Origin of the sequence: Stieleria sedimenti (assembly GCF_025060895.1) — a bacterium.
Classification (GTDB): domain Bacteria; phylum Planctomycetota; class Planctomycetia; order Pirellulales; family Pirellulaceae; genus Stieleria; species Stieleria sedimenti.
This window is the reverse complement of the sequence record NZ_JANZKV010000146.1, coordinates 128,426-154,595: the sequence shown is the minus strand read 5'-3', so window position 1 is coordinate 154,595 and position 26,170 is coordinate 128,426. Positions and strand designations below refer to the sequence as shown.

Here is a 26,170-nt window from a genome sequence, read left to right as displayed (position 1 = left end):
GGACTCCGAGTTCAATGGGAAGAAGAGGAAGCAAGCGTGAATCAGTTGGTTGCGCATTCCGGGCACGTTTCCGAATGTGAAAACGGAGCCCCATCATCGCCGGGCAATCCGAAACAGAAGACGGCCCCGACCTCTGTCTTCGGGAGCGAAAACCCGATCCGTGTTTTGACTTGTTCTTTGCTGTTCCATGCCTGGAACAGATCGGACCCCGATCCGACGTAGACTCGGCCCCGGGAGATCGAGGGGCCGCACCAGACCGGTCCGATCGCGATTTCTTTGAGCAGTTCGCCGGTTCTCGAATCGAGCGCCGAAAGTTTGCCGCTCAGGTTGGTGGTAAAAAAGACCAGTTCGTCGGTCAATGCGACGCCGGAGGCAACGGGATCACCGCAGGTGAATTTTCCGCCGTCATCCAGATTGGTGTGATGCAAACGCGGTCGCTCATGACGCCAATGTTCGACCAAGGTATTGGGGGAGATTGCGGTGACGCGCCCCGCCGAAGGTGGAATGATCGGATGGGTCCTGGAACTGGCTACGCCCTGTAGTGCGATCGCAAGTCCCGGCCAGTCGGTCCCGTTGGCATAGACACGATCGCCATCGAATCCACATCCGGTCTGCAACCCGCCCAGCACGCCGGGAAGAGCTAAGATGCGGGTTTGCTTTGGTGCGGTCATATCGGGCTCGGGCGGTCCTTGATACGTCGGTGTTTGATAGAGAATCTGTCCGTCGGCGCGATCGATCACGTAGAATGCTCCATTTTTGCACCCGACACCCAACACGTTTCGGTGCACTCCGTTTTCGGTGATCGAATACAGCTTGGGTGTGTCACCAATCGACAGGTCTTTGTATTGACCGGTCCGCGGGTCATAAGCTTGGATGGCATTGTTCCAGACATCGTTGGCGACGAGTTGCCGCACCCATTTCTCTTTCCCGTGTTCGACACCGATTGCGATGATTGCCGAGGAATACTTGTTGTAGGGACGCTGATCGTCCGGGGTCGGCTTGCGGGGGGCGTTGTGGGTGTCGGTACCAAAGAACAGCGTCTTTGATTGCGGGTCGTAACTGGGCGTACACCAGACTGAACTCGTCGAGGGGCCGGCAACAAACTCTATGCGTTCGCCATTGTCAAACTCCATGGCGACGGGAGGATCGAACTGCTCTGGCTCGGGACCGACCGGATAGCCCCAAAGGAAATTTCCGTTCTCCGGGTGAAAGGCGGCGACAAAGCCTCGTCCGGAGCAACAGGGATAGTCCGGGATCGCTCCCAAAGCGTGCTCGAATCCTCCGCCGGCGACAATTAATTTGCCGTCGGCGAGGATCGGAGAAGACATGATTGTGTTCGCCGGATGCGACAACGGAAACGAATCATGCTTAGTGTTGACCTTCCACCGTTCGGCACCGCTGAAGCGGTCCAGGCAGATCAATTGCCCGCCGAACGTGCCGAAGTAGACGCGTTGATCGTCCACCAAGGCCGAATTCATCACGCCATCTACGGTCAACGTTAATCCGTGCTCGATGTACGGATCGCCATGTTCGGCGGTCACGATCGATTCAATCTCGTAGCACCAGCAGAGCTCTCCATCGGGCGTCAACTTGTAGAACGACGGTCGCGTCCGCGTGGTACCAAAATAAACGTAACCGTCGACCACGACGGGTGTCGCGTGCACGACGCCCACTTGGTCGGTCGCACCACGTCGCGGAAACCGCCACTTCTCTTCAAGTGTCCCGATGTTGCTGGCCTTCAACTTCTCTTCGACGTGATTCAAACGCCAGCCGCGATTGTCGTAGTTGTACTGCGCCCAATCGCCGGGCTCCACCGAAACTGCCTGCTGGGTGACGCTCGTTGCGGCGAGGGTCATCGCGAAAGAAATGGCCACCAACATGAGGGTGGATGTGCGGATATGGCATACCATCTCGTTTCCTCCGGCAGTGGTTGTGCAGCGAGTCAACTCAACGATGCTGCGAACATCGCGTCGCGGCGGTCTCGCCGATTCGCTTGCGATAAAAGAAAGGCGCCGCCGGCGGATCGAATCACGCCGAGCCGGTTAATTTTTTCAAAAATCCGTCGCGTTGTTGCCGTTGGCGGCTTGATTCCTGTTGGTGCGGCGGGTTCCGGCGAGTGAATCGACTGAAATTCTGGTCAACGCCGACTCCAGCGACACTGCCTCTACTTGACCGCCACGGCTGCGCTGAGACGATGGGCGATTGTTACGCCAAAGCGTTTTCGCCCCCCCTTCCTCGTTTCAAGAATCAACCATGCGTCGCGCAAAAATCACCGTCATCGGAGCTGGTAACGTCGGAGCAACCTGTGCACATTGGTGTGCTGCGGCGGAACTCGGTGACATTGTCCTGTTGGACATCCCCCAAACCGAAGACATGCCGGCCGGGAAAGCACTCGACCTGATGCAGTCGTCGCCGATCATGGGCTTTGATTCCAAGATCGTTGGCACGACCAGTTACGACGACGCGGCGGACAGCGATGTGATCGTCGTCACGGCCGGAATCCCGCGGAAACCGGGCATGAGCCGCGATGACTTGTTGAGCACCAACGCACGGATCATCACCAGCGTCGGCGAAGAGATCAAAAAATCCAGTCCCAATGCCGTCGTGATCGTCGTCAGCAACCCGCTCGACGCGATGGTCCAACAAATGTGGAAGGTCACCGGTTTCGATCGCTCCAAGGTTTGCGGCCAAGCCGGCGTGCTGGACACCGCGCGATACCGCACATTCTTGGCGATGGAACTGGGCGTCAGCGTCGAAGACATCAGCGCTTTGCTGATGGGCGGCCACGGTGACACGATGGTTCCGATCCCCAGTTGCACCAGCGTCGGCGGGATTCCGGTGACCCAGTTGATCGATCCGGCACGATTGGAAGAAATCGTCGAGCGGACCCGTAAGGGCGGTGCAGAAATCGTCTCGCTACTCAAGACCGGCAGTGCCTACTATGCCCCCGCGGCGGCCTGTGCACAGATGGTCGAAGCGGTGGTCAAAGACAAGAAACGCTGCATCCCCGTCGCCGCACTTTGCGAAAGCGAATACGGCGTCGGCGGCTACTACGTCGGCGTGCCCGTGATCATGGGTAGCGCGGGTGTGGAAAAGATCATCGAACTGAACCTGACCGAATCCGAAACGGCCGACTTCCAAAAGAGCGTCGACGCGGTCAAGGGCTTGGTCGCATCGATGGACGCGTTACTCGCCGGTTAGCATCACGCCGGCAAACGGGTGCGCTGAACCCGACCCTCGTTCCAAGGCTCCGCCTTGGAACGCAATGCCGGTGTGGCTCCGCCACGCCTTGCGGGCGATCCGGAGGCGGAGCCTCCGAATCAGTGTGTTTCCAGGCAGAGCCCTACGCCGGCGATCATCCGAAACGCTGCGGGTGTGGAGGGTTCATCAGACTGGCAAGCGGGTGCGTTGGATGCGATGGTTGTTGCTGTCCAGCACGTGCATCCTGTTTTTTGAATCGACGACCAGTCCCCAGGGCTGGTAGAGCTGGCCGACTTCGAATCCCGGCGCGCCCCAAATCGACTGCGGCGTGCCGTCGGCGGCCAGACGTTGAATCCGCTGGTTGCCATATTCGCACACCAGCACGCCTCCATCGGCAAGCAGCGCCAAGTCATAGGGATAATGAAACTGGCCCGGCTGTTGGCCTTGCTGTCCCCAGGCGTCGATCCAGCGCGGCGTCGGGCCGCTGATGTCGTAACGTTGAATCCGATGGTTACACGCATCGGCGATCCACAACACGTCGCCGGCAATCACCAGGCTTTGGGGACGAACAAATTTTTCCTGTTCGCGTCCCGTCCCGCCCCACTGGGTCATGAAGTTGCCGTCGGGATCGAACTTCTGGATGCGGTCGGAATCGCCATATTCGCCGATGTAAAAACAGCCGTCGTCGTCTGAGACCGCATCGGTGACGAAGGCGAACTGGCCGGGTTCGCGCCCGGGCTGGCCGCCGATCTCCTTGGACTCGATCCGCCGGCCGTCAAGGTGGTAGACCAACATACGATAATAGTGGGTATCGGCGACCAGCAACAGATCGTCTTCGGGACGTCGCCCGTGTTGGATCGCCAGCCCCGTCGGCCGGCCGTTCTTCGTCTCCGGCGTTTTCCATTGACGCAACCAATTCCCATCGCGGTCGAAGACCTGGATACGCCCGGTCGTATCGACGATGTAAAGCTGATCGCTGCGATCAATCGTGATGGCGCGCGGCTTGAGAAAACGCCCCGAACTCTGCCCCCGTCTGCCCCAGACCAATTCGGCCTGGCCGTGCCCGCTGGCCGGCACACATCCCGGCACGGCAGCGGCGAGCAACGCTGCAGCGCCAAGCCCCGCCCGCTTCAGCATCGCGCGGCGCGGTAGTGGAGTGGATGATTGCATGACCGGTTGTCGCAGGTGTCTCATCGGATCGGATTGACGCGTCGTCGTTTTTTGCGGGGGAGGTTCTCATTCTACAGGTCTTTTCCGGTTCGTCCGGTTGTGGACTTAATTTTGCCGCTCTTACAATGGCGGCACTCGAACCGGGGCACGGGCCCCGCTCGTCTTTGACAGACTCATTCGTCGGCATTCATGACCAAAGTCCTTGATCTTCGCGAAACCGACGACCCCAGCGACATCATCCACCGCACCGTCCAAGCGTTGACCGAAGGCCAGGTGGTGGCGTTTCCGACCGACACGGTGTACGGGCTGGCCGCACACGCGTTGGATGCCCAAGCGGTCGAGAAATTGATCGAGATCAAGGGCCGGGGCGAGACACCGATGGCGATTTCGGTGCGGAGCCGTCAAGCGGCCGAAGACTTTTTCTGCGAAGCCTCTCCGGTGGCTCGTCGGCTGAGCCACCGCTGTTGGCCCGGTCCGTTGACCCTGGTCACCCCCTGTGAAAACGACCACTCCGCGGTGCACCAATTGCCACCCTCGGTCCGCCCGCGGATCACCGGACCGAGTGGGGGGGTCGGATTTCGCGTCGTCGAGCACCGAATTTTGCAGTCGATCCACCGATTTATGGCCGCCCCGTTGGTGCTGACGAGTGCCAATTTATCTGGAAAACCGACGCAAACCACCGCCGCCGGTGTGCTTGAGCAACTCTCCGAAACTCTACCACTGCTGCTCGACGACGGCCCAACCCGTTATGGTGGAGCATCCACGGTGGTCCGGGTCATCGGAAAACGTTGGGAACTGTTGCGAGAAGGAGTGATTGAACGAGCCGCCATGAATCAATTCGTCAAACCCGTTATCGTAATGGTATGCACCGGCAACACCTGTCGCAGCCCGATGGCGGAAACCCTGATGCGTGAACTCCTGCGAAAGAAGATGGGCCGGGAGGACGCCGTCCGGGTGCTTTCAGCCGGTGTGGCCGCCTCTGCCGGCGGGAGCGCGAGCCCTCAATCGATCGAGGTGATGGGAGAGCGTAAACTGGACTTAACCGGACACGCCAGCCAACCGCTTGGTGATGACATCATGAACGTCGCCGATCTCGTTTTGACCATGACCCGTTCGCACCGAGCGGCGATTTTGGCCGCCTGGCCCGACATGCACGATCGGGTGTTCACCTTGCGTCACGACGGCGGCGACATTTCCGATCCGATCGGAATGCCGGTCGATGCGTACCGACAGTGTGCCGACCAGATGGAAGGCGAGCTGGAAAAATGGTTCCAACGGCTGGACGACGACTTTTTTCCCGAGGTCTCCGACGGAGATCAGGAGTCTGCGTAATGCGAATTTCACTCGGTAGCGATCATCGCGGCGTGCAGATCAAAGCGCGTCTGATCCAATCCCTGACCGCCAACTCGTACGAGATCCTCGACGAAGGCACCTTCAACGACTCCTCGGTCGACTACCCCGACTTTGCCGAAGTGGTCGCCAAACGCGTCAGCGACGGCCAGGCCGATCGCGGCATCCTGATCTGCGGCACCGGCATCGGGATGGCCATCACCGCCAACAAGTTCGCCGGCGTCCGCGCCGCCCCGTGTTACGACGAAGTCATGGTCGAAATGAGCCGTCGACACAACGACGTCAATGTGCTGTGCCTGCCCGGCGATCTGATCGGCGAACGTTCCATCGATGACCTCGTCCTCCGCTGGCTGCAAACCGAATTCGACGGCGGCCGTCACGCCGAACGGATCGCCAAGATCGAAAAGATCGAAAAGGAAAACGTGCACCAGCCCAATTGTCACAGCGACAACCGCGTGACCGGCCACACGGCCGCAGCGGATTCCCAGGCCTCATGATCGCCAACTGGACCGATTTGATCGGAAACCGCCACCTGGAACAGTGGTTCGGCAACTCGATCCGACAACAACGATTCGGCGGCAGCTTCTTGCTGGTCGGCCCGCCCGGTGTCGGCAAACGCAGCGTCGCGACGCTGCTGGCCCGGACCATGCTGTGCAACCGCAATCCGCCCGAGTCGATGCAACCCTGCGGTACCTGTGAAGCGTGTGTCCAAGTCGACGCCGAAACCCACCCCGACCTGATTCGCATTCGTAAACCGAAAGACAAAACGGTGATCCCCGTCGACCTGTTGATCGGTCGCCCGGAAGTGCGAATGCAAGAAGGGTTCTGCCGTGACGTCCGGCTGAGCCCGTACTGCGGGCGCCGCAAGGTCGCGATCCTGGAAGACGCCGATTTCCTGAACGAAGAAGGCGCCAACTGCCTGCTCAAGACGCTCGAAGAACCGCCCTCGGATGCCGTGATCCTGCTGGTCGGAACCAGCGAACAAAAGCAATTGCCCACCATCCGTTCCCGCTGTCAGGTGATTCGCTTTGCGCCCTTGACCGCCGAAGAGGCGACACGGCTGATCCGTGACGTCCACCAGATCCCAGCCGAACCGGCCGAGGTCTCTCAGGCGGTCGAGGTCGCCGGCGGAGACGTTCCGGCAGCACTGCGTCTGCTCAGTGACGAATCGAGACGCTTTCGCGATGCGTTGATCGGCGCACTGGCGAGCCCGTTCCCCGATCCGATCGCGATCCGACGGATCGTCACGACGCGTGTGGATGAAGCCGGCAAAGAGGCTCCGAAAAAACGCGCCGTGTTGCGCGACGTTTTTTCCATGGCCATCGGACACTATCGCAACACGATGCGCGAAGAAGCCTTCGCCGCAGCCCCTCAACCGATCACGCTGGCGCGGCTCGATCGCAGCGTTCGCGCGCTCCGAGAACTCGAACGGATGGCCAACGTGTCTACCCTGATCGATTGCTATGCCGCCGACATCGCCGCCGGGCAAACCGGTGACCGAGGCGAAATCGGTTCTTAGTGCTCCAGCAACCCGAAATTCAAAGCTGAAAAAGCACTCGCATGACAGCCGATGCCGTCACCGTGGAACTCTGGGCAGCCCGCCTGCCGGGCCCCTTTCGATTTGCCGAGCATTGCTGGCTGCTGATCCGTCATGGCGACCGATGCGACCGCTGGGAAGTCTGGCAAGACGCCGACGTCGGAGGAGAGAGCTGGGGGCACGTGCATCGAAATCTGATGGCCCCTACCGCCGGCATCCGCAATCACCTTGCCTATGGGCTGCATCGATGGTGTGGCGAGGAAGCCGACCAACTGGCGCGCCGGATTGAAACCGTACCGCACGCTTATCCCTGGTGCCACACCTACCGCTATGTCCCCGGCCCCAACAGCAACACCTTCGTCCAGTGGTGCCTGGAAGACCGCTATCGACTTTCCTGGCGCAGCGTCGGAGCCGGGTACGCGCGACGGATGCGGAAAGGTGGGTCAAAAAATGGGTGGGTCAAAAAATGCTGAGACCCCGGAAACGGTATCCCTCAGCCGGCCCCAATCGTTTGACCAATCAATCGTTTGACCAGCTCTTCCTTTGGCACCGCACCGCCGTCTGACCGGTGCCGCCCTTTCACTCGTCGTGAATGTAACCTTGCGGCGAAAGTCTCAGGTACTTGCCTTCATGGAGTTTCCACAGCCCGGTGCGTCCGACGATTTTCCCGATCGCGGTCAGTGGGGCGGGAAGGTCTGCCGCCAACAGTCGTTCGGCGTCGGCCGGCGCGACGGTCAGCAAGAGTTCGAAATCTTCGCCGTCGCTCCAGGCATGTTGAAACGGCTCGCGCCCCGTCTTGGCCGACAACTTGATCGCATCGGTGTGGATCGGAATCGCGTCGACGTCCAACTCAACACCGTAGCCGCTGCTGGCGCACATCCGATCCAGGTCCAGGGACAGCCCGTCGCTGACATCGATCGCCGCGTGGACGGTGGCCAGTTTTCGGATGGCGGAGGCGAGTTCGATGCGTGGGGTCGGCCTCAGGTGCCGTCCGCCGATGCTGCCGCCGAAGCTGCCGCTGGCCAACACGACATCGCCTTCGACGGCGCCGCTCCGCAACCAGGGATCGCCGTCGGGCACGTGGCCGAGCAGGGTGATACTGATCGCCAGCGGACCGTCGTAGGTCGACAGATCGCCGCCGGCGATGGCGACGTCGAATGGTTGGGCGGATTCGAGGATCCCCTCGTAAACCTCACCGGCGATCTTCGTCGCGTTTTGTTTGGGCAAGGCCAGGGTGACCAACGCGCTGGTCGGGATCGCTCCCATCGCCGCGACGTCACTTAAGTTGATCGCCATCGCTTTAAAACCGACGTCTGCCAAGTCGTGTTCATCGATGGCAAAATCGACCCCGTCGATGATCTGATCGGTGCAGACAATGGACGGCGAGGCGGGCGACCGGATCACGGCGGCGTCGTCACCGATCCCGACGATGACCTGCGGCAACGACCGCGTGCGACCTTTTAAGTAAGCGAGAAAAGACTGTTCCATGATCCAAATCCACCTTCCGGGTGAGCCTCCTGGCTGGTCCGCAACGAAATCACACTAACCGATCGAAAACCCGCTGTTCCGCTGCAACGAATCCACCCACGTCACTTCACAATCGTCGATCGAACCGGCCGGCCGCGAATCGATCCGGCTGAGCAGTTGCTTCAATTGGCTCCTGGTCCCATCGGCGTCGACCAAGACGCTTCCGTCGGGTTCATTGCGAACGAAGCCATGGATGTCCAGGCCGCCGGCGTGAAACAGCACCGTCGCTCGAAACCCGACACCTTGAACGCGACCACGGTAGCGTGCGATCAATCGAACGTTCATCGCAGCGCCGTATCGATCTCATCGCCATCGACCGTATCGACCGGAGCCGCCGACTCGGCCCCGGGTGGGGGCTCGACAGGCTGTGTCCGCTGGATCACGACCATGCACATGTCATCAAAGGGCGGCGCGTCACCGACGTGTTCCATGACCGCCTGGACGACGCGGTCTTTGATGGCCCCGGCTTCGCTCTCCAGCGCGGCAAGCTTTCGAATCGATTCGATCCCGAACTCGTTGTCCTCGGCGTCCATCGCTTCGTTGACGCCGTCGGTGTACAGCAACAGCACGTCGCCGGGTTCCACCTCGGCGCTGACGGCTTCGTATTCCATTCCCGCATAGATCGCGATCGGCAACCCCGATTCTTCGCCGCCCGGTTCGGTGATTTCGCCGGTGCGGGCGTGCCGCCAAATCGGAGGCATGTGTCCGGCGTTGACGATCGTCACGTGGGGGCTGGCCGGATCGAGGACGACCAGCAGGAACGTCGCAAATCGCTCGACGCCCAGTTCACTCATGCGATCGTTCAGTTTTTCGATCGCCCGTGCGACGTCGGGCTCCCCGGCCAAACAGAACCGCGTCTCGGAGGATAACTTGGCCATGTACATCGCCGCCGCCACACCGTGGCCGACGACGTCGGCGACCACGATTGCGATCTTGCCATCGGCCAAGTGGATGTAATCGAAGTAGTCGCCCCCGATGTGATTGGCCGCTTGGTAATAGCTTTCGACGGCATAACCGTTTGCGTCGGGCGACCGCTGCGGCAAGAACGCCTTTTGAACGTCCGTCGCGAGTTTCAAGTCGTGCTCCACCTCGCGTTGCTGCAAGGCCCGTTCGTGCATCTGAGCATTGTTGATCAGAATGCCCGCCTGGGCCGCAATGCCGGCCAACAGATCGATGTCCTCTTCGACGAACTGTCCACGCCCTTGAGTCGAATCGATTTGAATCGCGCCGAACCGATTGCCTTCGGCATCGCCCAGCGGTGCGCAAATCATGCTCTTGATCGAAAAGTCTGCGATCGACTCGCTGCTATCGAAACGGCTGTCCTGCATGGCGTCGAACGACAGCAGGGCTTCACCGCTTGAGATCACGCGGCGAATGATGGTCCGGCTGATCCGCACCGTTTCAGTTTCGTCACGGGCCTGACGGGTTTTGATCCAGCGGGTCTGCAACCCGCCGTCTGCGGTCTCCATCACGATGAAACCGCGGTCGGCCGACGGAAAGATCGCGAACAGACTGTCCAAGATTCCCGGCAACACGCTGTCCAACGAAAGCGTGTTGCTGAGGTTGCGGTTGATCTTCAACAACGCTTCGAGCTTCGCCTCGGGCGTCGCTCTCATCTTCAGGCCTTCGCCCGACTTTTCGAACTCCACCTGCGGCGCGACGACGCGCGAGTTGTCCGAATCATCGTCGACCATCACGATTCCGAAACTGGAACCGCTGAACGTCAATTCCGACGCCCCGCTGGAGGCGAATTCGGGATAGCTATCGCCGTGGAAGATCAACTCGATGTCGCTGATCCGGATCCGGTCGCCTTCACGCAGCACCTGGCCGCCGGAGAGCAACTGACCGTTCAGGAAGGTGCCGTTTCGGCTGCCCAGATCGAACACCGTGAATTGGTCCTTCTGACGAACGACCTTGGCATGAAATCGGCTGACCGCACCGGCATCGACCACGATGTGGCAATCAGGATGGCGTCCGATCGAAGTCTCCTCTTCGGCCAATTCAAAGCGTTCCGGCCCGCCGCTGATCGCGCCAGCGGCGGAGTCGACGCCTGCATCGAGTGCACTGCTTCCGACACTAGTTGACAAAAACGCCATCGATTCGTTGGCCCCTCAAAAGGTTGCCGGTGCTCGTAGAATCAGGTCCGAATCAATCCTTGTCTTGCTCGGACGAACCCGGCAGCGGCGACTCGGGGACACTATTGTCCTCGTATTTCGCTTCCGGAATTTCCGACTCCGCTTTCGTTCCGAAGACGCTGTGCGACACCGGATAGGAGTCCTTGGTCGGATCATCCATGTCGGCCGAAATCTCTTCTTCGGTGACCTTGGCGTTCTCGACAACCAACTCGATCACCTTCCGCTCGACGATTTGATTCCGCAGGGCATCCATTTGACCGGTCTTTTCCAACCGAGCCCGTGTGGCCCGCAGGCTTTGCCCGGACTGCTGCGAAATCAACATGATTTCGTTTTCGAATTCCTGAGGCTCGGCGTCGATCGATTCCTCTTCAGCGATTTGCTCCAGCACGAAGTGCTCACGCAACGCCGCCTCGGTCGAGGCACGTGCGTTCTGCTGCAGTGCGTTGACGATGCCGCGGATCGTTGTGTCGTCAAATCCGTTGCGACGCATCTCCAAAACGCGTCGTTGCAATTCGCGATTGGTTTGACGGCGAACCAGGTCTTCAGGCAATTCAAAACTGACCGACTCGGCCAACAGGTTGGTCACCTTCTGGCGAACGGCTTGCTGCGTGCGGTATTCGGCTTGACGGACCAGCGAATCTTTGACGAATTCGCGAAGCTCTTGTTCGGTTTCAAAGTCACCGAGCTCTTCGAGCACGTCGCCGGTTAGCTCAACGTTCTCAAGCTTCTGGACTTCGACCAACTCGACTTCGGCGGTGAGCGTGCGAGCGCTGTCCGCATCGTCGTCGGAATCACCGAGCGTGACCGCCGTCGTGACGGTATCGCCTTCCTTTTTACCGGCGACATCGGCGCCGAAGGATTCGCACACGGCATCACTGAGCGACAGTGCCGGAGCCAGCGTGATGGATTCCTCTTCCATCGTCGAAATGACTTCGTCGCCTTCTTTGAAGCGAATGGTGACGACCAGCTTATCGCCCAATTCAGCCGGCTCGTCGGTCGCTTCGAACGAAGCCCGGTCTTTCAAGACCCGTTGCAATGCCGCGGTGACCGCATCGTCGTCGATGTTTTCAACCGGCTTGGTCAGCTCCAACCCTTTCCAGTTGGGAGTCTCAAACTCGGGACGCACTTCGATCGAGAACTGGAACGAGAACGGACCTTCACCCGGATCGGGGATTGAGTTGTAGTCGAAGTCAGGCTCACTGATCGCCGAGAAGTCTTGGCTTTCGGTGACCTGCGAAAGGCTGTCCATCAACAGCTTGCCCTTGACCTGCTCGACCACGCGGTCTTTGAACTGTTTTTCGACCAGACGCCGCGGTGCACGACCGCTGCGAAAACCGGGCACTTGGGCTTCCGGCACCAATTCATCATACGCGTCTTTGAGGTAGCGTTTGACTTCGGACTCGGGAACGGTCACGACAACATCGCGGACACACGCCTGCGGGGAACTGACCTGGACCTCCAGTTGGAGTGGGGTCGCTTCTTCGGCGTTTTCGGGGGAATCTATGGACGTGGACATCCTGTAACGCACCTTGGACGGGAACGGGGTGAACAAAATTAGTGTGTCTGCCGCAAAGCGTTTTTTCGCTGCAGCGAAATGCTCTGTTTGCTGGAGAAGCCCGTAATCTATCGCGGTCGAGTCAAAATCGGCAAGTCGCCGCCGCGATTTTACGCTGCTTCCGGCGATTCTCACACAATCGTCAGGATTTCTGAAAACAATCTGCCTCAAGTTTCCCCGAGGGCTTGCCGATTCTCACAATCTGTTGATAATCTGCCCGCACTGACAGAAATGACGCGGCTGTAGCTCAGTTGGCAGAGCATCACGTTGCCAACGTGATTGTCGTGGGTTCGAATCCCATCAGCCGCTCTCAAATGCGAAAAAGGCACCTCGGCTCCGCCGCGGGTGCCTTTTTCATTTCCAGCGCACCCCGGCACGACACCTGCGTCGCCACAGGCGACCCGCAGCATCCCGAAGGGATTGCAGCGAGTAGCCGGAGGTCAGCTAGCCGGAGGCCAGCTAGCCGGAGGCCAGCGCAGCGGCACCTCCGGAAAGCCCCCCGCGAGAATCCCAACGACCCCGGACGGGGTCGAAGCGAATCAATCCGCCAGCGGTGCAGATCGCGTTCCAAAAAGAGTCGATCGAGAGGCGGGGCCAATCGGTGGAGCAGGTCGGGACCGCGGGTTCGAACGCGACTTGCTTCGACACCCTCCGGGGTCGCGTCAGGCGGGAGACCGTATGCCCGGAGGTGTCGCCACGCTCACCTCCGGCTACTGGCTTTGACCCCATCCGGGGTCACGCCAACGACCAAAGAGCGCTCGCAGCCCCACGCAAAACGGCTGATGCGTGCGAGTGATATCAGCCGATTCGCGCCAGCATTCGGGCACCGCGCAAGCCCGCTCGCCCGACGGGCCCGTCGAGCGAGCGACAAACGCTCGCCGCTGCCACAGCACTCTTAAAGATCCGCCTTCTCGTTCCCCTGCTCGTCGTAGCGGTTGAAGGCAAAATAGGCAAATGGCACAGGCAAGCAGGGGATCAGCAGGTAGAAAAACTTCCCAACGGTGACGGCCAAGACGACCGTCAGCACGAGGAAACCGACCCAAACCCACCATGTGTCACGCCAAAGCCCGCCGAGCTGATTCACGATACAAATACTCCTTCTGATTTCAGTTTCGCCATTTCGCCACCGATCATTCCGTTCAGCAGCGAGCACTGGCTGTCACTTATCTGATACCGGCCCGACAGATGCGTGTCGACGTGGCAAATCGCCCAGGTCGGCGGTTTTGCAGCGAACCGGTGACCTCGCCAACCCCCGTGAAATCCCACGCCAACCAATTTAAAGAAACTTTTCATTAGTTTTTGCGAAGAGCCGTTGACGCTCACCAGAGCCGCCCCTACATTCTCGCCCTCCCGTGAGACGAACGTCACCTGGGAAACACCTCGCCGAGCGGCCAGGTGCTGCTGTCCTTTGTTTCGCCACTCATTATTACTGGAATCGTACTGTGTCAGCCGGAGCCAACGAAGTCATTCGGATCCGTATGGAAGCATACGATCACTCCGTGCTCGATCAGAGTGCCCAGGAGATTGTGGATACGGTCAAGCGAACTCACAGCGAAGTCCACGGGCCGATCCCGTTGCCGACTCGCATCGAACGCTACACCGTGCTTTCAAGCCCGTTTGTGAACAAGAAGGCTCGTCAGCAGTACGAGATCCGAACCCACAAACGCTTGATCGACATCGTCCAAGCAACCGCCAAGACGATCGAAGCACTGAACAAACTGAGTCTACCCGCCGGGGTGGATATCAAAATCAAAGCTTCGGCTCGATAGCACGAACGTCGCTCGTCGCGACGTTTCGCCCTCGCCTCACCGCCGAACGCGGTGCGGGTCGACGCCCCAAAGTTTTTAGGTCCGGTATTCCGCATGAACGGATATCGCTCCCGATAACCCTAGCTGCCAACCGCCTTTCGCGGGCGACGCAAGCTTCCGGTTCGGGACGAGAAGTTCAAAACCCAGATACGAGCGATAAATGACCACGGCGAAAGCCGGGGTGCTAGAGCTATGTCACCATCAATACTTGGTCGCAAAATCGGAATGACTCAGGTCTACGAAGAGGACGGTACCGTCGTCCCCGTGACCGTGATCCAGGCCGGCCCGTGCAATGTGCTCCAGATTCGCTCTGCTGACCGCGACGGCTACAGCGCTGTCCAATTGGGTTTTGAAGACAAGCCACGCCGCCTGGCCAGTCGAGCCGAGCGCGGCCACGTGGCAAAGCTCGACAGCAAACGGTCCAAGAAACGGGCCGACGCAGGCGTCGAGCTGATCGAAAAAGCAGACTGCGAGCCCCAGCGTTTCATCCGCGAATTCCGCGGCGAAACCGACCTCTCCGTCGGCGGCACGGTCACGGTTGAAATCTTCGACGGCGTCAAACGCGTCGACGTGACCGGCACCAGCAAGGGCCGCGGCTTCTCCGGCGTCATGAAACGCCACAACTTCTCGGGGCAGCGAGCCACCCACGGTGTCAAGAAAGTACACCGCCACGCCGGTGGTACGGGTTGCAGTGCGTCGCCGAGCCGCCTGTTCAAGGGCATCCGCATGGCGGGCCAATACGGTAACACCAAGGTCACCACGCGAAACCTGGAATTGGTGCGAATCGTCCCCGAAGACAATTTGCTGTTGATCCGCGGCTCCGTCCCCGGGCCGAACGGTGGCCTGGTGACGATCCGTCAAACGAACAAGGTGGGTTAGTCCCGATGGCAACACTCTCAATCGTCAACGAGTCCGGCGAAGAAGTCGGAACCTACGAAATCGACTCGGCCGCGATCGCGGACCGAATCAGCAAGCAACTGCTCCACGACGCGGTGGTGATGTACCAGGCGAACAATCGCCAGGGATCACACAACACGCGAACCCGTGGCGAAGTCAGCGGCACCAACAAAAAGATGTACCGCCAAAAGGGCACCGGCCACGCCCGAGCCGGCTCGAAGCGAACCAACGTTCGCCGCGGCGGTGGCGTTGCACGCACGATCAAACCGCGCGATTACAGCTACCGATTGCCCAAAAAAGCGTTGCGACGAGCCACCCGCATGGCGATCCGCAGCAAGATCGACGACGGCGAGATGCTCGTCATCGATCAACTCGACTATGACGCGCCCAAGACGTCGAAACTCGCATCGACGCTGAAAAACCTGGGCCTCGAATCGACCACCACGCTCGTCGCAACCGCCGACGCAGACGTCGCGGTTTACAAGAGCGGCCGAAACATCCCCGGAGTTGAGGTGCAGCCGGTTCGCCAGCTGAACGCTCTTTCGGTGCTCAAGCCCAAGCGAATGCTGGTCACCAAGGCGGCGTTGGACAAGATCAAAGATGGCTCGTTTGCCGACGGGCAGGCCGTTTAGGTCCGACCGCTCCCCCACACTAATACAAGAAGAATTTGAGCGATGGCAAGAATTCAACCACCTGCCCAGCCGGAAACGAAAATCAAGCTCGAGCCGCACCAGATCCTGCTGCGTCCGCTCGTGACTGAAAAAGGCGTTCACCGCGCAACACGGCACAACGAATACGCGTTTGAAGTGCACCGCATGGCCACCAAGCCCGAAATCAAGGCGGCTGTTGAAAAGCTGTTTGATGTCAAGGTCGAAAAGGTCTGCACCCAAAACCGCAAAGGCAAGTTCCGCCGCACACGCAACGGTCTCGGTCGCACGTCCGACTGGCGCCGAGCCATCGTTCACTTGCACGAAGATCACAAAATCGACTTCTTCTAGGCCGTCAATCGCCGCCGACGAAGTCGCCCAGCCACTCGCCCCAACCGGGGCGTGCATCCAGAAACCAGTTATTTCCTAACAGCCAGATAGAACTCAGCGATGGGAATTCGCATCTACAAGCCGACCAGCCCCGGTCGCCGAAATGCATCGGTCAGCGATTTCGCTGAACTGACGCCCGGCTACACCGTGGAAAAGTCGCTGCTGAAACCGAAACGAAAGACCGGTGGTCGCAACAACCAAGGCAAGATCACCGCCCGACATCGCGGCGGCGGTCACAAGCAGATGTACCGCTTGATCGACTTTCGTCGTGTCAAGGACGGAGTGTCTGCGACGGTCGACTCGGTTCAGTACGACCCCAACCGGTCCGCCCGAATCGCGTTGCTGAAGTACGCCGACGGTCAAAAGACGTACGTGGTGGCTCCTTCGGGCCTGAAGGCCGGCGACAAGCTGCTCAATGGCCCCGAAGCTCCGCCGACACTGGGCAATTGCCTACCGCTGAAGAACATCCCGCTGGGCACTACAGTGTGCTGCATCGAAATGCGAATCGGTGGCGGTGCGGTGCTCTGCCGTTCGGCCGGCACGGGTGCGACACTGATGGCCCGCGAGGCCGACTGGGCACAATTGCAACTCCCCAGCGGTGAAGTGCGACGTGTCCCCAACCGGTGCCGAGCAACGATCGGCCAGGTCGGCAACAGCGAGCACATGAACGTGGTCCTGGGCAAGGCCGGCCGAGCCCGATGGCTCGGACGTCGCCCACACGTGCGTGGAACCGCGATGAACCCGATCGATCACCCGCACGGTGGTGGTGAAGGCCGAACCAAGGGCGGTCGTCACCCGGTCAGCCCGCAGGGCAAGAGTGCCAAGGGTGGTGCCACACGCCAGAAACGTAAACCAAGTAACAGCTCGATCGTTCGTCGTCGCAAGAGCAAGCGATACGGTCAGTTGAAACTGCACAAGTAATCAGGTAGCTGAAGAACGATGAGCCGCAGTAGCAAAAAAGGTCCCTACGTCGACCCGAAGCTGTACTTCAAGGTGCAGAAGCAGGCCGAGGAAGGCAAGAAGACGCCGATTAAAACTTGGGCTCGTGCCTGCACGATCGTTCCCGAGTTTATCAATCTGACGTTTATGGTTCACAACGGACGGGCACACATCCCCGTTCAAGTGACCGAAGACATGGTGGGTCACAAGTTGGGCGAATTCGCTCCGACTCGGACGTTCAAGGGTCACGGCGGCAAAAAGAAATAGGTCGATACGATGTCAACATTTGTAGCAAGCCACCGCAATGCTCGGATCAGTGCACAAAAAGTGCGTCTGGTTGCCGACCTGGTGCGTGGCCAATACGCCGACGAAGCGCTCGATACGCTCAAGTATCAGCCGCAACGCGGTGCCCGCATGCTGGAAAAAGTGATCCGCAGTGCCGTCGCCAACGCACTCGATCCGGACCAGACCGGCGGCAGCCCACACCGAATCGATGAACTGGTTTTGACCGATGTGCGAGTCGACGGCGGGGCGATGTTCCGGCGGATGCGTCCCAAGGCACGAGGCAGTGCCCACATCATCAAAAAACGCAGCAGCCACATCAGCGTCAAAGTGACGCCGATCGACGAAATTTAAGCCCCTCGGAAACAGCACAATCAAAGAGTCGTAAACGATGGGACAGAAAGTCAATCCAATCGCGTTTCGAACCGGTGTCACCCGCGGCTGGAGCAGTCGATGGTACGCGTCGAAGCAAGATTTTGCAGACCTGTTGGTCGAAGATCGCAAACTGCGAAACTTCATCACCAACCACCCCAAGAAGAACCAATACAAGAACGCCGGAATCGATCGCATCGAGATCGAACGAACGCGTGACGAAGTGCGGGTGATGATGTACGTCGCTCGGCCGGGTTTGATCATCGGCAAGAAAGGCCAAGAAATCGAGATCCTGCAAGCCGAATTGCAGAACCTGATCGGCCGCCGCATCAACCTGAAGGTCGAAGAGGTCGGACGCCCCGAGCTGCAAGCTCAACTGGTGGCCGAAGATATCGCACAACAGTTGCAAAAGCGATCGAGCTTCCGACGCACGATGAAGCGATCGCTCGAGCAGACGATGGACGCCGGTGCCAAGGGCATCAAGATCCAACTGGCAGGACGATTGGGCGGAGCCGAAATGGCACGCCGCGAAAAACAAAGCATGGGCTCGATTCCGTTGAGCACGTTGCAGGCGAAGATTGATTACGGAACGACCGAAGCGATGACGCCACAGGGGCACATCGGAATTCAGGTCTGGATTAACCAAGGTACTTACGGAGACGACAACGATGGCGCTGATGCCCAAACGGGTCAAGCATCGAAAAAGCCAAAGAGGGCGCATAAAAGGTAGTGCGACTCGTGGCAACACGGTCGTCTTTGGTGACTACGGGATCCAATCCTTGGAACCCGGTTGGATCAAGGCGACGACGATCGAGGCGGGACGGATTGCGGCTCAGCAATACGTCCGTGGCGAAGGAAAACTGTACATCCGAATCTTCCCGGACAAGTCCGTCACCAGCACGCCGCTGGAAACACGGATGGGGAAGGGCAAGGGTGAACCGGATTTCTGGGCCGCGGTCGTCAAGCCGGGCACCGTCCTTTACGAACTCGGCGGTGTGACCGAACAGCAAGCCAAGGTTTGTTTCGCCCGTTTGGCGAGCAAGCTGCCGGTGAAAGTGCGATTCGTCGAACGACGGTCGTTCTAAATGGGAATCAGAGATTGGCTCTGATTCGATCGAGACAATGAGTAGCCGACGGGCATCAACCGCCCACGGACCCGACCTCCACTTTTGTTTACCGAAGGCCTGGTCATGACCAGCAATAGCGAACTGAGAGAGATGAGCGACGAACAGCTCGAAGCGACCGCTGCCGAAGCGGCCGCCGACTTGTTTCGACTGCGTTTTCAGTCTCAGTCGGAGCGTTTGAACACGCCCAGCGACATCCGCAAGAACCGACGTTTGATTGCTCGCGTCAAGACGATTCAGACCGAGCGAAGCAAAGCAGCCAACAACAACACCCCAGCCGAAGCGTAGCACCATGCCAAAACGCGTAGTTTCGGGCATCGTCACCAGCGACAAGATGAATAAGACGCGCCGCGTCGAAATCAATCGCCTGGTGAAGCACCCCAAGTACAAGAAATACATCAGCCGTCGAACGGTTTGTCACGTCCACGACGAGGCAAACGAGTCGGGCGTCGGTGACCGCGTCGAGATCATCGAATCCGAACCGCTGAGCAAGTTGAAGCGTTGGCGTTTGGTTCGAGTGATTGAGAAGAGCACCGAAGTGGACTTGGTCGCCTTGCGTGCCGCACGCAAGGAAGCTGAACAAGCAGAGGCTGCGTCGGCCGGATCCGAAAGCGAAAGCGAATAATTTTTCAGTTGAATAACCAGCCATGATCCAACAAGAAACCCGTCTCGATGTTGCCGACAACACCGGTGCTCGTCAGGTGATGTGCATCAAGGTGCTCGGCGGCAGCCGACGCCGATTCGCCCGCGTGGGCGACGTCATCATCTGTAGCGTCAAAAGCGTGATCCCGGGCAGCGAGATCAAGAAGAAGGCGATTGTGCGAGCGGTCATCGTTCGGACGAAAACCCCGACACGCCGTAACGATGGCAGCTACATCAAGTTCGACAGCAACGCTGTGGTCCTGATCGATAAAGACAAGGCGCCTCGCGGCACGCGGATTTTCGGTGCGGTCGCCCGTGAACTGCGTGAGCAGAGCTTCATGAAGATCGTCAGCCTGGCCAACGAAGTGGTCTAAACCCTCCAAGCGGCCGGAGTCACAGACTCCGAGTCTCGAAACAAATCACATTGGGCGTCCCATCGCCCAGTCCATGCAGAGTATTCCAGTCATGTTGCTCAAAGTTGAAGACGAAGTGCTAGTGATCGCCGGCGGTGACAAGGGTCATCGCGGGAAGGTGCTGGTCGTCGATCGCAAGAAGAACAAAGTTGTCGTCGAAGGCGCCGGTTTGGTGCGGAAACACGTTCGGAAGAGCCAGAAGAACCCGCAAGGGGGCCGTCTGAGCAAGGAGATGCCGATTCACGCCAGCAACGTGATGGTCATCGATCCGACATCCGGCCAGCCCACGCGGATCGGAGTCCGCTACTTGGACGACGGCACCAAGGAACGATTTGCAAAGAAAAGCGGTGCTAGCCTGGGAAAGATCTCCCCGCCCCGTGACAGCTATAAGAAGGCGTGAACCGAACCATGGCAAACAAACCAAGACTCCAAACGGCCTACGAAGAATCCATCCGCTCACAGTTGGTGGAACGCTTCGGCTACAAGAACCCGCACCAAGTTCCGCGTCTGGAAAAGATCACGCTGAACATGGGTGTCGGCCAAGCCATCGGCGACAAAAAAATCCTCGACCTGGCTTACGATGCAATGACCCAAATCGCCGGCCAAAAACCGGTGATGACGGTCGCCCGAAAATCGATCGCGAACTTCCGCTTGCGTGAAGGCATGCCGATCGGATGCATGGTGACCCTGCGTCGACAACACATGTACGAGTTTCTCGACCGGATGGTCTCGATCGTGCTGCCCCGAGTCCGCGACTTTCGCGGAATCAGCCGCAAAGCGTTCGACCGCCGTGGGAACTATACGATGGGACTGACCGAGCAATTGGTCTTTCCCGAACTGAACCCTGACAAGTTTACCCGCCCGCAGGGCATGAACATCACGTACGTGACGTCGGCCAAGACCGATGATGAAGCACGAGCGTTGTTGGAATTGTTCGGCATGCCGTTCAAAGCGGCGCCGGGAAAAAGCGACGCTGCGTGAGCGACGTTTTAACAGTCACTTTATTTTGCGAACCGTTTCACAGCTGCAACCCCAAGACAGCCAGTGGCAAGTAAATCAAAAATCGCCAAGGCAAATCGGAAGCCGAAGTTCAGTACCCGGCGCGAGAACCGGTGCAAGTTCTGTGGTCGACCTCGTTCGGTCTACCGCAAGTTCGGTTTGTGCCGAATCTGTTTCCGCGAAAATGCGAACTTGGGTTTGATCCCCGGTGTTCGTAAGGCCAGTTGGTAAGACAACGGAGCGACGAAAAGCCATGATGACAGACCCGATTGCCGATATGTTGACCCGAATCCGCAATGCCGTTCGCGTTGAACGTGCCTTTGTGGACATCCCTTCCAGCCGCGTAAAGCGGGGGATTGCCGACGTGCTGAAGCGCGAAGGTTTCATCTGGGATTGGGCGGAGGTCGAAGAAAACCCCGTCAATGTGCTTCGCCTGGAACTGAAATACGGTTCCAATGGCGAACGCGTGATCCAAACCATTCGCCGAATGAGCAAACCCGGACGCCGTTTGTACGCTCACTGCAAGGACCTGAAACCGGTCCTGGGCGGGCTGGGCATCACGATCATCAGCACCAGCAAGGGTGTGATCAGTGACCGCGAAGCTCGGCGAGAGAAGATCGGCGGCGAAATCCTTTGCGAAGTCGCCTAACACCCGTACAAATAACGTTTTCAGCAAGTGATCTGAAATGAGTCGTATCGGAAAAAAACCAGTCCAGATCCCCAGCGGTGTCTCCGTCGGCGTTGCCGATCGTGTCGTCACCGTCGAGGGTGCCAAGGGCAAGCTGACCTTCACCCATCGTCCCGAGATCTCGGTCGACGTCGAGGGTGATACCGTCACCTGCTCGCGAAGCGGTGAAGACCGAACCAGTCGAGAATTGCACGGGTTGACCCGTGCGATCATCGGCAACATGGTCGAGGGCGTCAGCAACGGCTACGAAAAGAAACTCGAGATCGTCGGCGTGGGATACCTCGCCAGCATCTCCGGCGATACGCTGCAGCTGCGTGTCGGCTACGCCAATGAATTGCACCGCAAGATCCCCGGCGATCTGACCGTGACCTGCCCCGACCAGACGCACGTCGTCGTCCAAGGCTGTGACAAACAAAAGGTCACCCAGTTCGCCGCCGAAATCCGATCGCTCCGCAAGCCCGAACCCTACAAGGGCAAGGGGATTCGCTACCAAGGCGAACAAGTTAAGATCAAGCCCGGTAAGTCGGCGACCAAGTAATCCCGTCAGACCCGTTTCAAATAACGAAAAGAATCGGCCGCGATACAGGACGGCACTTCAATGGACAAAAACAAGAAACTCGGACAGAGACGTGTTCGTCGACGCAACCACGTGCGGAACGTGCTCCGTGGCTCCGCGGATCGACCGCGGCTGTGTGTGCAACGCACCCTGAAGCACTTTTCGGTTCAACTGGTGGACGATTCCACCGGACGAACCCTGGCCAGCGCCAGCACCCGCGACAAGGACCTCCGCGAATCGGTCAAGGTCGGTGGTAACTGTGACGGTGCCGCCGAAGTCGGAAAGGCGATCGCTGCCAAGGCAGAAGCCGCCGGGATCAAGGAAGTCAAACTGGATCGTGGCCACAACAAATATCACGGACGCGTCAAAGCGTTCGCAGACGCCGCCCGTGAAAGCGGGCTCGTGCTTTAATCGAAAAGCAGAGATTACGAAAACCAATTCAACTTGCCGCACCCCGAGGGGTCGGCTAACCGAGGGTCGGAACAATTAGTAGCGGAAGTAACCAGAATCGTCGTCGTGGCGGAAAGCAAGCGGAAGAGTCGAAAGATGACGGCTTGCTCGATCGCGTGGTGAAGATCAAACGCTGTGCAGCTGTGGTCAAGGGCGGTCGTCGCTTCAGCTTTGCCGCCATGGTCGTCGTCGGTGACGGCCAGGGGAAAGTGGGCTGGGGTTACGGAAAGGCAAACGAAGTGCCTCCGAGCGTCCAGAAAGCGACCAAACAAGCGACCCGTGACATGGTCAAGGTGCCGCTGGTCGAAGGCAGCATCCCCCACCAAGTCTGGGGCAGCTTCGGTGCCGCAAAGGTCACATTGATCCCCGCCGGGGCTGGTACCGGGATCATCGCCGGCCAGGCCGTGCGTGCGGTTTGCGAAGCCTGCGGCATCCACGACATTTTGACAAAGTCCTACGGCACCAATAACCCGGTCACGCTGGTCAAAGCCACCGTCGAAGCCCTCAAGCAACTGCGGACGCGTGAAGAAACCGCTGCACTGCGTGGGTTGACCGTCGAAGAACTGTCGTCCTAAAAAAATACTCAAGATTGACGCGTCCGGAGCGAATCATGCCGCGACGCAACTTGCAACATTGCTTACCTCGGTTTCGTTATGAACCTGAATGATGTCCATCGCGGAATTCAAAAGAACCGCAAACGTAAACGCATCGGGCGTGGTCCCGGCAGCGGCACCGGCAAAACGTCCGCCCGCGGTCACAAGGGTCACAAGAGCCGTAGCGGTTACAGCCGTAAACCCAGCTTCCAAGGCGGGGCGATGCCGATGTTTCGCCGCGTTCCCAAACGCGGCTTCAACAACCGTTGGGCGGTGACCGTGTTTGCGGTTAACGTCGGCAAGCTGAACGACCATTTCGAAGACGGTGCCGAAGTCACTTTGGAAGCGATGGCTGCCAAAGATGTCGCCAAGGGCACGTTCGACGAAGTCAAGATCCTCGGCGACGGCGAACTGACCAAAAAGCTGACCGTGTCGGCGCACCGGTTCAGCAAGTCGGCCGAAGAAAAAATCACCGCCGCCGGCGGGACCGTCAACAAATTGGCGCCCAAACGGACCCCCGACGAACGCGTCGCGGCCCTGAATCAAGCCTGATCGATGGGTCGCTCGGCCGGCGCAGCGAGCACTCGTTTGAGACAAACGAGCCACTGAATGAAACGTTCAAAACGTCAGTCGCCCCCGCGGACTGGCGTTTTGTTTTGAACGGGCGTTGCCCTCGCCATGGATCGCCAAAAACACTAAATTTCCGCAGGCGGCATCAATTCGGCCGATCGCCAGAGTTGCCGCGTCCCAATCAACGAAAGACGGATCGAGCGAATGCTTGAAAAACTGCGAATCATGTTCACCATCCCTGAGTTGAGGAAGAAAATCTTCCTGACACTGGGTTTGCTGGCCATTTATCGGATCGGTTTCCACATCCCGCTGCCGATGGTGGACAACGCCCCGACCGACTCGGCCGGCGGTGGTGCGGCCGATTTCCTGGAAAAAGTCAGCTTGTTTGCCGCCAGCGATCTTCGTCAATTGACGATCTTCGGCCTCGGCATCATGCCCTACATTTCCGCTTCGATCATCCTGCAGCTGCTCGGAACGACCGTTCCCGCACTCGCGGAGCTGAAGAAGGAAGGCCAGGCGGGTCAGAAGAAAATCAACGAATACACCCGCTACCTGACCGTCGGCATCTGTCTGGTGCAGAGCTGGATTTATGTCTCGGTCATGCTGTCGGCCAGTGGACCGGGCGGCGGCAACATCAACGCCAACTTCTTAAACGAAGCCGGCACAGGCCTGTACTTGCCCTGGCAGTTCGTCGCCGTCGCGGTGATGACCTGCGGCAGTGTGTTCCTGATGTGGCTCGGCGAACAAATCGACGAGCACGGGATCGGCAACGGCATCAGCCTGTTGATCATGGCCGGCATTCTGGCGCAGATGCCCAAAGCGCTGTACGAATTGATTCGCAACATGGAAACCCAGTTGACAGGACTGAGCCGGGGTCAAGTCGGGATCGAAACGTTGATCTTGCTATTCGTGTTGTTCATCGGCGTGGTCGTCGGGGTGGTCTTCATCACCCTCGGCCAGCGTAAAATCCCAACCCAATCGGCGAAATTCACCCGCGGCCGCAAGGTCTACGGCGGAACCCGACAACACCTGCCGCTGCGGATCAACCAGGCCGGCGTGATGCCGATCATTTTTGCCAGCAGCTTGTTGATGATCCCCGGCGTGTTCTTCGGCCTGATGGCCGGAGCGTTCGAAACCGGCGGGGCGATCTTCAAGGGGTTGAACTTGGTCAGTCTGACCATGCAAGACCAAGCGTCGTATTTCTTCAACCTGCTGTACGTCGCGTTGATCTTCTTTTTCTGCTACTTCTGGACCGCGATCACGTTCAACCCGAAAGAGATCTCGGACAACTTGCGGGACAGTGGAACGTTCATTCCCGGCTACCGGCCTGGAAAACGGACGACCGACTACTTGGAAAAGGTCATGGTTCGGATCACGTACGTCGGTGCGGGGTTCCTTTCCATCGTCGCAATCGTGCCGACGATTGTTTACGGTTCTCTCGGTGTGCCGTATTCGATCGCCGGATTCTACGGCGGGACGGGGTTGCTGATCGCGGTCAGCGTCGCCTTTGACCTGGTTCAGAAAATCGACAGTCACCTGGTGATGCGGAACTACCGCGGCCTGTTGGAAGGCGCCGGCGGTGGCGTCAGCCCGGTCGTGTAAATCAACGTGGCGTAAGCATCCTGCTTGCGATTACCTTCCACACTCGCAAGCTGGAAGCTTACGCCACTTACCCTGCTCGAAGCGAACCATCCAGTGCGCATCGTCTTCATCGGTCCACCGGGCGCTGGCAAGGGCACACAGTGCCGTCGCCTCAGTCGCGAGTTGGCGATCCCGCACATCTCTTCGGGTGAAATGCTACGGGCCTGCCGGACCGACTCACCGCTCGGTGAGTTGATCGCCGGTTACATCGACGGTGGCAACTTGGCGCCCGATGACTTGATGATGCAATTCATCATCGACCGGCTTCGACAACCCGATTGCGAAAACGGGTACCTGTTCGACGGGTTCCCCCGCACGGTGAACCAGGCGGAGATGCTGACCGGATTCTTGGCCGAGCGCGATCAGCGGCTCGACGCGGTCATCAATCTGATCATTCAAGAAGACGCTTTGGTTCAGCGGTTGCTCGCTCGAGCGGAGTCGGAAGGACGCGCCGACGACACCCCCGAAACGATTCAAACCAGGCTGAAGGTGTTTCGAAATCGAACCGAACCGGTCTTGGAGTTTTACCGCCGGCGGGGCATCGTGGTCGACGTCGACGCCGCGGGGACACCGGACGAAGTGTTCACAGCCATTCGCGATGCGCTCCGCTAAGGTTGGTGTCCAGCCTTCAGGCGATCCCCGCTCGCTGCGAAGCAGCGAAACCCCAACGGATTTGCGTCGCAA

The 26,170-nt window shown here is 59.1% G+C and carries 34 protein-coding genes and 1 tRNA gene; 28 read left to right on the top strand and 7 right to left on the bottom strand.

Annotated elements, in window-relative coordinates:
- Positions 1–41: 41 nt before the first annotated feature.
- On the bottom strand, positions 42–1,874 hold the full coding sequence (locus NZK35_RS18780) for an outer membrane protein assembly factor BamB family protein (RefSeq protein ID WP_259634060.1): 1,833 nt from the start codon (positions 1,872–1,874) through the stop codon (positions 42–44).
- Positions 1,875–2,253: 379 nt separating this feature from the next.
- Between NZK35_RS18780 and mdh the strand changes: the two genes are divergently transcribed.
- A complete protein-coding gene (gene mdh, locus NZK35_RS18775; protein WP_259634059.1) occupies positions 2,254–3,201 on the top strand; it encodes a malate dehydrogenase in 948 nt (315 codons plus the stop codon).
- Between the two features lie 186 nt (positions 3,202–3,387).
- Here mdh and NZK35_RS18770 read toward each other — a convergent pair whose 3' ends face one another.
- Positions 3,388–4,395, bottom strand: coding sequence for an NHL repeat-containing protein (locus NZK35_RS18770; RefSeq protein ID WP_407699805.1), 1,008 nt, complete (start codon positions 4,393–4,395; stop codon positions 3,388–3,390).
- Between the two features lie 165 nt (positions 4,396–4,560).
- Here NZK35_RS18770 and NZK35_RS18765 point away from each other — a divergent pair, with 165 nt between their 5' ends.
- The 4 genes from NZK35_RS18765 to NZK35_RS18750 are packed head-to-tail and all read left to right on the top strand — an operon-like array spanning position 4,561 to position 7,731.
- Positions 4,561–5,703, top strand: a complete 1,143-nt coding sequence (locus tag NZK35_RS18765; protein WP_259634057.1) for an L-threonylcarbamoyladenylate synthase — start codon at positions 4,561–4,563, stop codon at positions 5,701–5,703.
- Complete coding sequence (rpiB, locus tag NZK35_RS18760) at positions 5,703–6,218, top strand: ribose 5-phosphate isomerase B (RefSeq protein ID WP_259634056.1); 516 nt, start codon at positions 5,703–5,705, stop codon at positions 6,216–6,218. The genes NZK35_RS18765 and rpiB overlap by 1 nt, the downstream gene beginning before the upstream one ends.
- The gene (locus NZK35_RS18755) at positions 6,215–7,240 is read left to right on the top strand and encodes a DNA polymerase III subunit (RefSeq protein ID WP_259634055.1); all 1,026 of its coding nucleotides are present in this window, start codon (positions 6,215–6,217) and stop codon (positions 7,238–7,240) included. The genes rpiB and NZK35_RS18755 overlap by 4 nt, the downstream gene beginning before the upstream one ends.
- 41 nt (positions 7,241–7,281) lie before the next feature.
- Positions 7,282–7,731 carry a DUF3750 domain-containing protein gene (locus tag NZK35_RS18750; RefSeq protein ID WP_259634054.1) on the top strand — a complete coding sequence of 150 codons (450 nt, stop codon included), beginning with the start codon at positions 7,282–7,284 and terminating at the stop codon, positions 7,729–7,731.
- A 106-nt stretch (positions 7,732–7,837) separates the two neighbouring features.
- Here NZK35_RS18750 and NZK35_RS18745 read toward each other — a convergent pair whose 3' ends face one another.
- The 4 genes from NZK35_RS18745 to tig are packed head-to-tail and all read right to left on the bottom strand — an operon-like array spanning position 7,838 to position 12,436.
- The gene (locus NZK35_RS18745; protein ID WP_259634053.1) at positions 7,838–8,746 is read right to left on the bottom strand and encodes a thiamine-phosphate kinase; all 909 of its coding nucleotides are present in this window, start codon (positions 8,744–8,746) and stop codon (positions 7,838–7,840) included.
- A 54-nt stretch (positions 8,747–8,800) separates the two neighbouring features.
- Entirely contained in the window at positions 8,801–9,070 is a 270-nt protein-coding gene (locus tag NZK35_RS18740; protein WP_259634052.1) for an acylphosphatase, read from the bottom strand.
- Positions 9,067–10,881, bottom strand: coding sequence for a SpoIIE family protein phosphatase (locus tag NZK35_RS18735; protein WP_407699804.1), 1,815 nt, complete (start codon positions 10,879–10,881; stop codon positions 9,067–9,069). The genes NZK35_RS18740 and NZK35_RS18735 overlap by 4 nt, the downstream gene beginning before the upstream one ends.
- A 52-nt stretch (positions 10,882–10,933) precedes the next feature.
- Complete coding sequence (gene tig, locus NZK35_RS18730; protein ID WP_259634051.1) at positions 10,934–12,436, bottom strand: trigger factor; 1,503 nt, start codon at positions 12,434–12,436, stop codon at positions 10,934–10,936.
- Between the two features lie 275 nt (positions 12,437–12,711).
- Here tig and NZK35_RS18725 point away from each other — a divergent pair.
- Positions 12,712–12,784, top strand: a tRNA-Gly gene (locus NZK35_RS18725).
- A 586-nt stretch (positions 12,785–13,370) separates the two neighbouring features.
- On the opposite strand, the gene NZK35_RS18720 is transcribed toward NZK35_RS18725, so the two are convergent.
- Positions 13,371–13,559 carry a hypothetical protein gene (locus NZK35_RS18720; protein ID WP_259634050.1) on the bottom strand — a complete coding sequence of 63 codons (189 nt, stop codon included), beginning with the start codon at positions 13,557–13,559 and terminating at the stop codon, positions 13,371–13,373.
- Positions 13,560–13,917: 358 nt separating this feature from the next.
- Here NZK35_RS18720 and rpsJ point away from each other — a divergent pair, with 358 nt between their 5' ends.
- The 22 genes from rpsJ (at position 13,918) to NZK35_RS18610 (ending at position 26,098) form a co-directional block, all read left to right on the top strand.
- Positions 13,918–14,244: a 30S ribosomal protein S10 gene (gene rpsJ, locus NZK35_RS18715; RefSeq protein ID WP_095738333.1), complete on the top strand. Its 327-nt coding sequence runs from the start codon at positions 13,918–13,920 to the stop codon at positions 14,242–14,244.
- 264 nt (positions 14,245–14,508) lie between these two features.
- Complete coding sequence (rplC, locus tag NZK35_RS18710) at positions 14,509–15,162, top strand: 50S ribosomal protein L3 (protein ID WP_259634049.1); 654 nt, start codon at positions 14,509–14,511, stop codon at positions 15,160–15,162.
- A 5-nt stretch (positions 15,163–15,167) separates the two neighbouring features.
- The gene (rplD, locus tag NZK35_RS18705; RefSeq protein ID WP_259634048.1) at positions 15,168–15,812 is read left to right on the top strand and encodes a 50S ribosomal protein L4; all 645 of its coding nucleotides are present in this window, start codon (positions 15,168–15,170) and stop codon (positions 15,810–15,812) included.
- Positions 15,813–15,854: 42 nt separating this feature from the next.
- Positions 15,855–16,178 (top strand): 50S ribosomal protein L23, encoded by a 324-nt coding sequence (gene rplW, locus NZK35_RS18700; protein ID WP_095738330.1) that lies wholly within the window; start codon positions 15,855–15,857, stop codon positions 16,176–16,178.
- 99 nt (positions 16,179–16,277) lie between these two features.
- Positions 16,278–17,138 carry a 50S ribosomal protein L2 gene (rplB, locus tag NZK35_RS18695; RefSeq protein ID WP_259634047.1) on the top strand — a complete coding sequence of 287 codons (861 nt, stop codon included), beginning with the start codon at positions 16,278–16,280 and terminating at the stop codon, positions 17,136–17,138.
- 18 nt (positions 17,139–17,156) lie between these two features.
- The gene (gene rpsS, locus NZK35_RS18690) at positions 17,157–17,423 is read left to right on the top strand and encodes a 30S ribosomal protein S19 (protein WP_095738328.1); all 267 of its coding nucleotides are present in this window, start codon (positions 17,157–17,159) and stop codon (positions 17,421–17,423) included.
- A 9-nt stretch (positions 17,424–17,432) separates the two neighbouring features.
- Complete coding sequence (gene rplV / locus NZK35_RS18685) at positions 17,433–17,792, top strand: 50S ribosomal protein L22 (protein ID WP_095738327.1); 360 nt, start codon at positions 17,433–17,435, stop codon at positions 17,790–17,792.
- 37 nt (positions 17,793–17,829) lie between these two features.
- Entirely contained in the window at positions 17,830–18,540 is a 711-nt protein-coding gene (rpsC, locus tag NZK35_RS18680; RefSeq protein ID WP_095738326.1) for a 30S ribosomal protein S3, read from the top strand.
- Positions 18,479–18,895: a 50S ribosomal protein L16 gene (rplP, locus tag NZK35_RS18675; RefSeq protein ID WP_095738325.1), complete on the top strand. Its 417-nt coding sequence runs from the start codon at positions 18,479–18,481 to the stop codon at positions 18,893–18,895. Before rpsC ends, rplP begins: the two co-directional genes overlap by 62 nt.
- Before the next feature lie 105 nt (positions 18,896–19,000).
- Positions 19,001–19,222 carry a 50S ribosomal protein L29 gene (gene rpmC, locus NZK35_RS18670; protein WP_259634045.1) on the top strand — a complete coding sequence of 74 codons (222 nt, stop codon included), beginning with the start codon at positions 19,001–19,003 and terminating at the stop codon, positions 19,220–19,222.
- Between the two features lie 4 nt (positions 19,223–19,226).
- Complete coding sequence (gene rpsQ, locus NZK35_RS18665; protein ID WP_095738323.1) at positions 19,227–19,559, top strand: 30S ribosomal protein S17; 333 nt, start codon at positions 19,227–19,229, stop codon at positions 19,557–19,559.
- A gap of 22 nt (positions 19,560–19,581) precedes the next feature.
- The gene (rplN, locus tag NZK35_RS18660; protein ID WP_095738322.1) at positions 19,582–19,950 is read left to right on the top strand and encodes a 50S ribosomal protein L14; all 369 of its coding nucleotides are present in this window, start codon (positions 19,582–19,584) and stop codon (positions 19,948–19,950) included.
- A 91-nt stretch (positions 19,951–20,041) separates the two neighbouring features.
- Positions 20,042–20,389 carry a 50S ribosomal protein L24 gene (gene rplX / locus NZK35_RS18655; protein ID WP_259634044.1) on the top strand — a complete coding sequence of 116 codons (348 nt, stop codon included), beginning with the start codon at positions 20,042–20,044 and terminating at the stop codon, positions 20,387–20,389.
- Between the two features lie 8 nt (positions 20,390–20,397).
- The gene (gene rplE, locus NZK35_RS18650) at positions 20,398–20,970 is read left to right on the top strand and encodes a 50S ribosomal protein L5 (protein ID WP_259634043.1); all 573 of its coding nucleotides are present in this window, start codon (positions 20,398–20,400) and stop codon (positions 20,968–20,970) included.
- Between the two features lie 63 nt (positions 20,971–21,033).
- Positions 21,034–21,219, top strand: a complete 186-nt coding sequence (locus NZK35_RS18645; protein WP_095738320.1) for a type Z 30S ribosomal protein S14 — start codon at positions 21,034–21,036, stop codon at positions 21,217–21,219.
- 22 nt (positions 21,220–21,241) lie between these two features.
- On the top strand, positions 21,242–21,637 hold the full coding sequence (gene rpsH / locus NZK35_RS18640; protein ID WP_259634042.1) for a 30S ribosomal protein S8: 396 nt from the start codon (positions 21,242–21,244) through the stop codon (positions 21,635–21,637).
- 37 nt (positions 21,638–21,674) lie between these two features.
- A complete protein-coding gene (gene rplF, locus NZK35_RS18635) occupies positions 21,675–22,214 on the top strand; it encodes a 50S ribosomal protein L6 (protein ID WP_259634041.1) in 540 nt (179 codons plus the stop codon).
- A 60-nt stretch (positions 22,215–22,274) separates the two neighbouring features.
- On the top strand, positions 22,275–22,643 hold the full coding sequence (gene rplR, locus NZK35_RS18630) for a 50S ribosomal protein L18 (RefSeq protein WP_095738317.1): 369 nt from the start codon (positions 22,275–22,277) through the stop codon (positions 22,641–22,643).
- Between the two features lie 143 nt (positions 22,644–22,786).
- Complete coding sequence (gene rpsE, locus NZK35_RS18625; protein WP_197455395.1) at positions 22,787–23,257, top strand: 30S ribosomal protein S5; 471 nt, start codon at positions 22,787–22,789, stop codon at positions 23,255–23,257.
- A gap of 78 nt (positions 23,258–23,335) precedes the next feature.
- The gene (rplO, locus tag NZK35_RS18620; protein WP_259634040.1) at positions 23,336–23,827 is read left to right on the top strand and encodes a 50S ribosomal protein L15; all 492 of its coding nucleotides are present in this window, start codon (positions 23,336–23,338) and stop codon (positions 23,825–23,827) included.
- 222 nt (positions 23,828–24,049) lie between these two features.
- Positions 24,050–25,447: a preprotein translocase subunit SecY gene (gene secY / locus NZK35_RS18615; RefSeq protein WP_095738314.1), complete on the top strand. Its 1,398-nt coding sequence runs from the start codon at positions 24,050–24,052 to the stop codon at positions 25,445–25,447.
- 93 nt (positions 25,448–25,540) lie between these two features.
- Positions 25,541–26,098: an adenylate kinase gene (locus tag NZK35_RS18610; RefSeq protein WP_259634039.1), complete on the top strand. Its 558-nt coding sequence runs from the start codon at positions 25,541–25,543 to the stop codon at positions 26,096–26,098.
- Positions 26,099–26,170 lie beyond the last annotated feature (72 nt).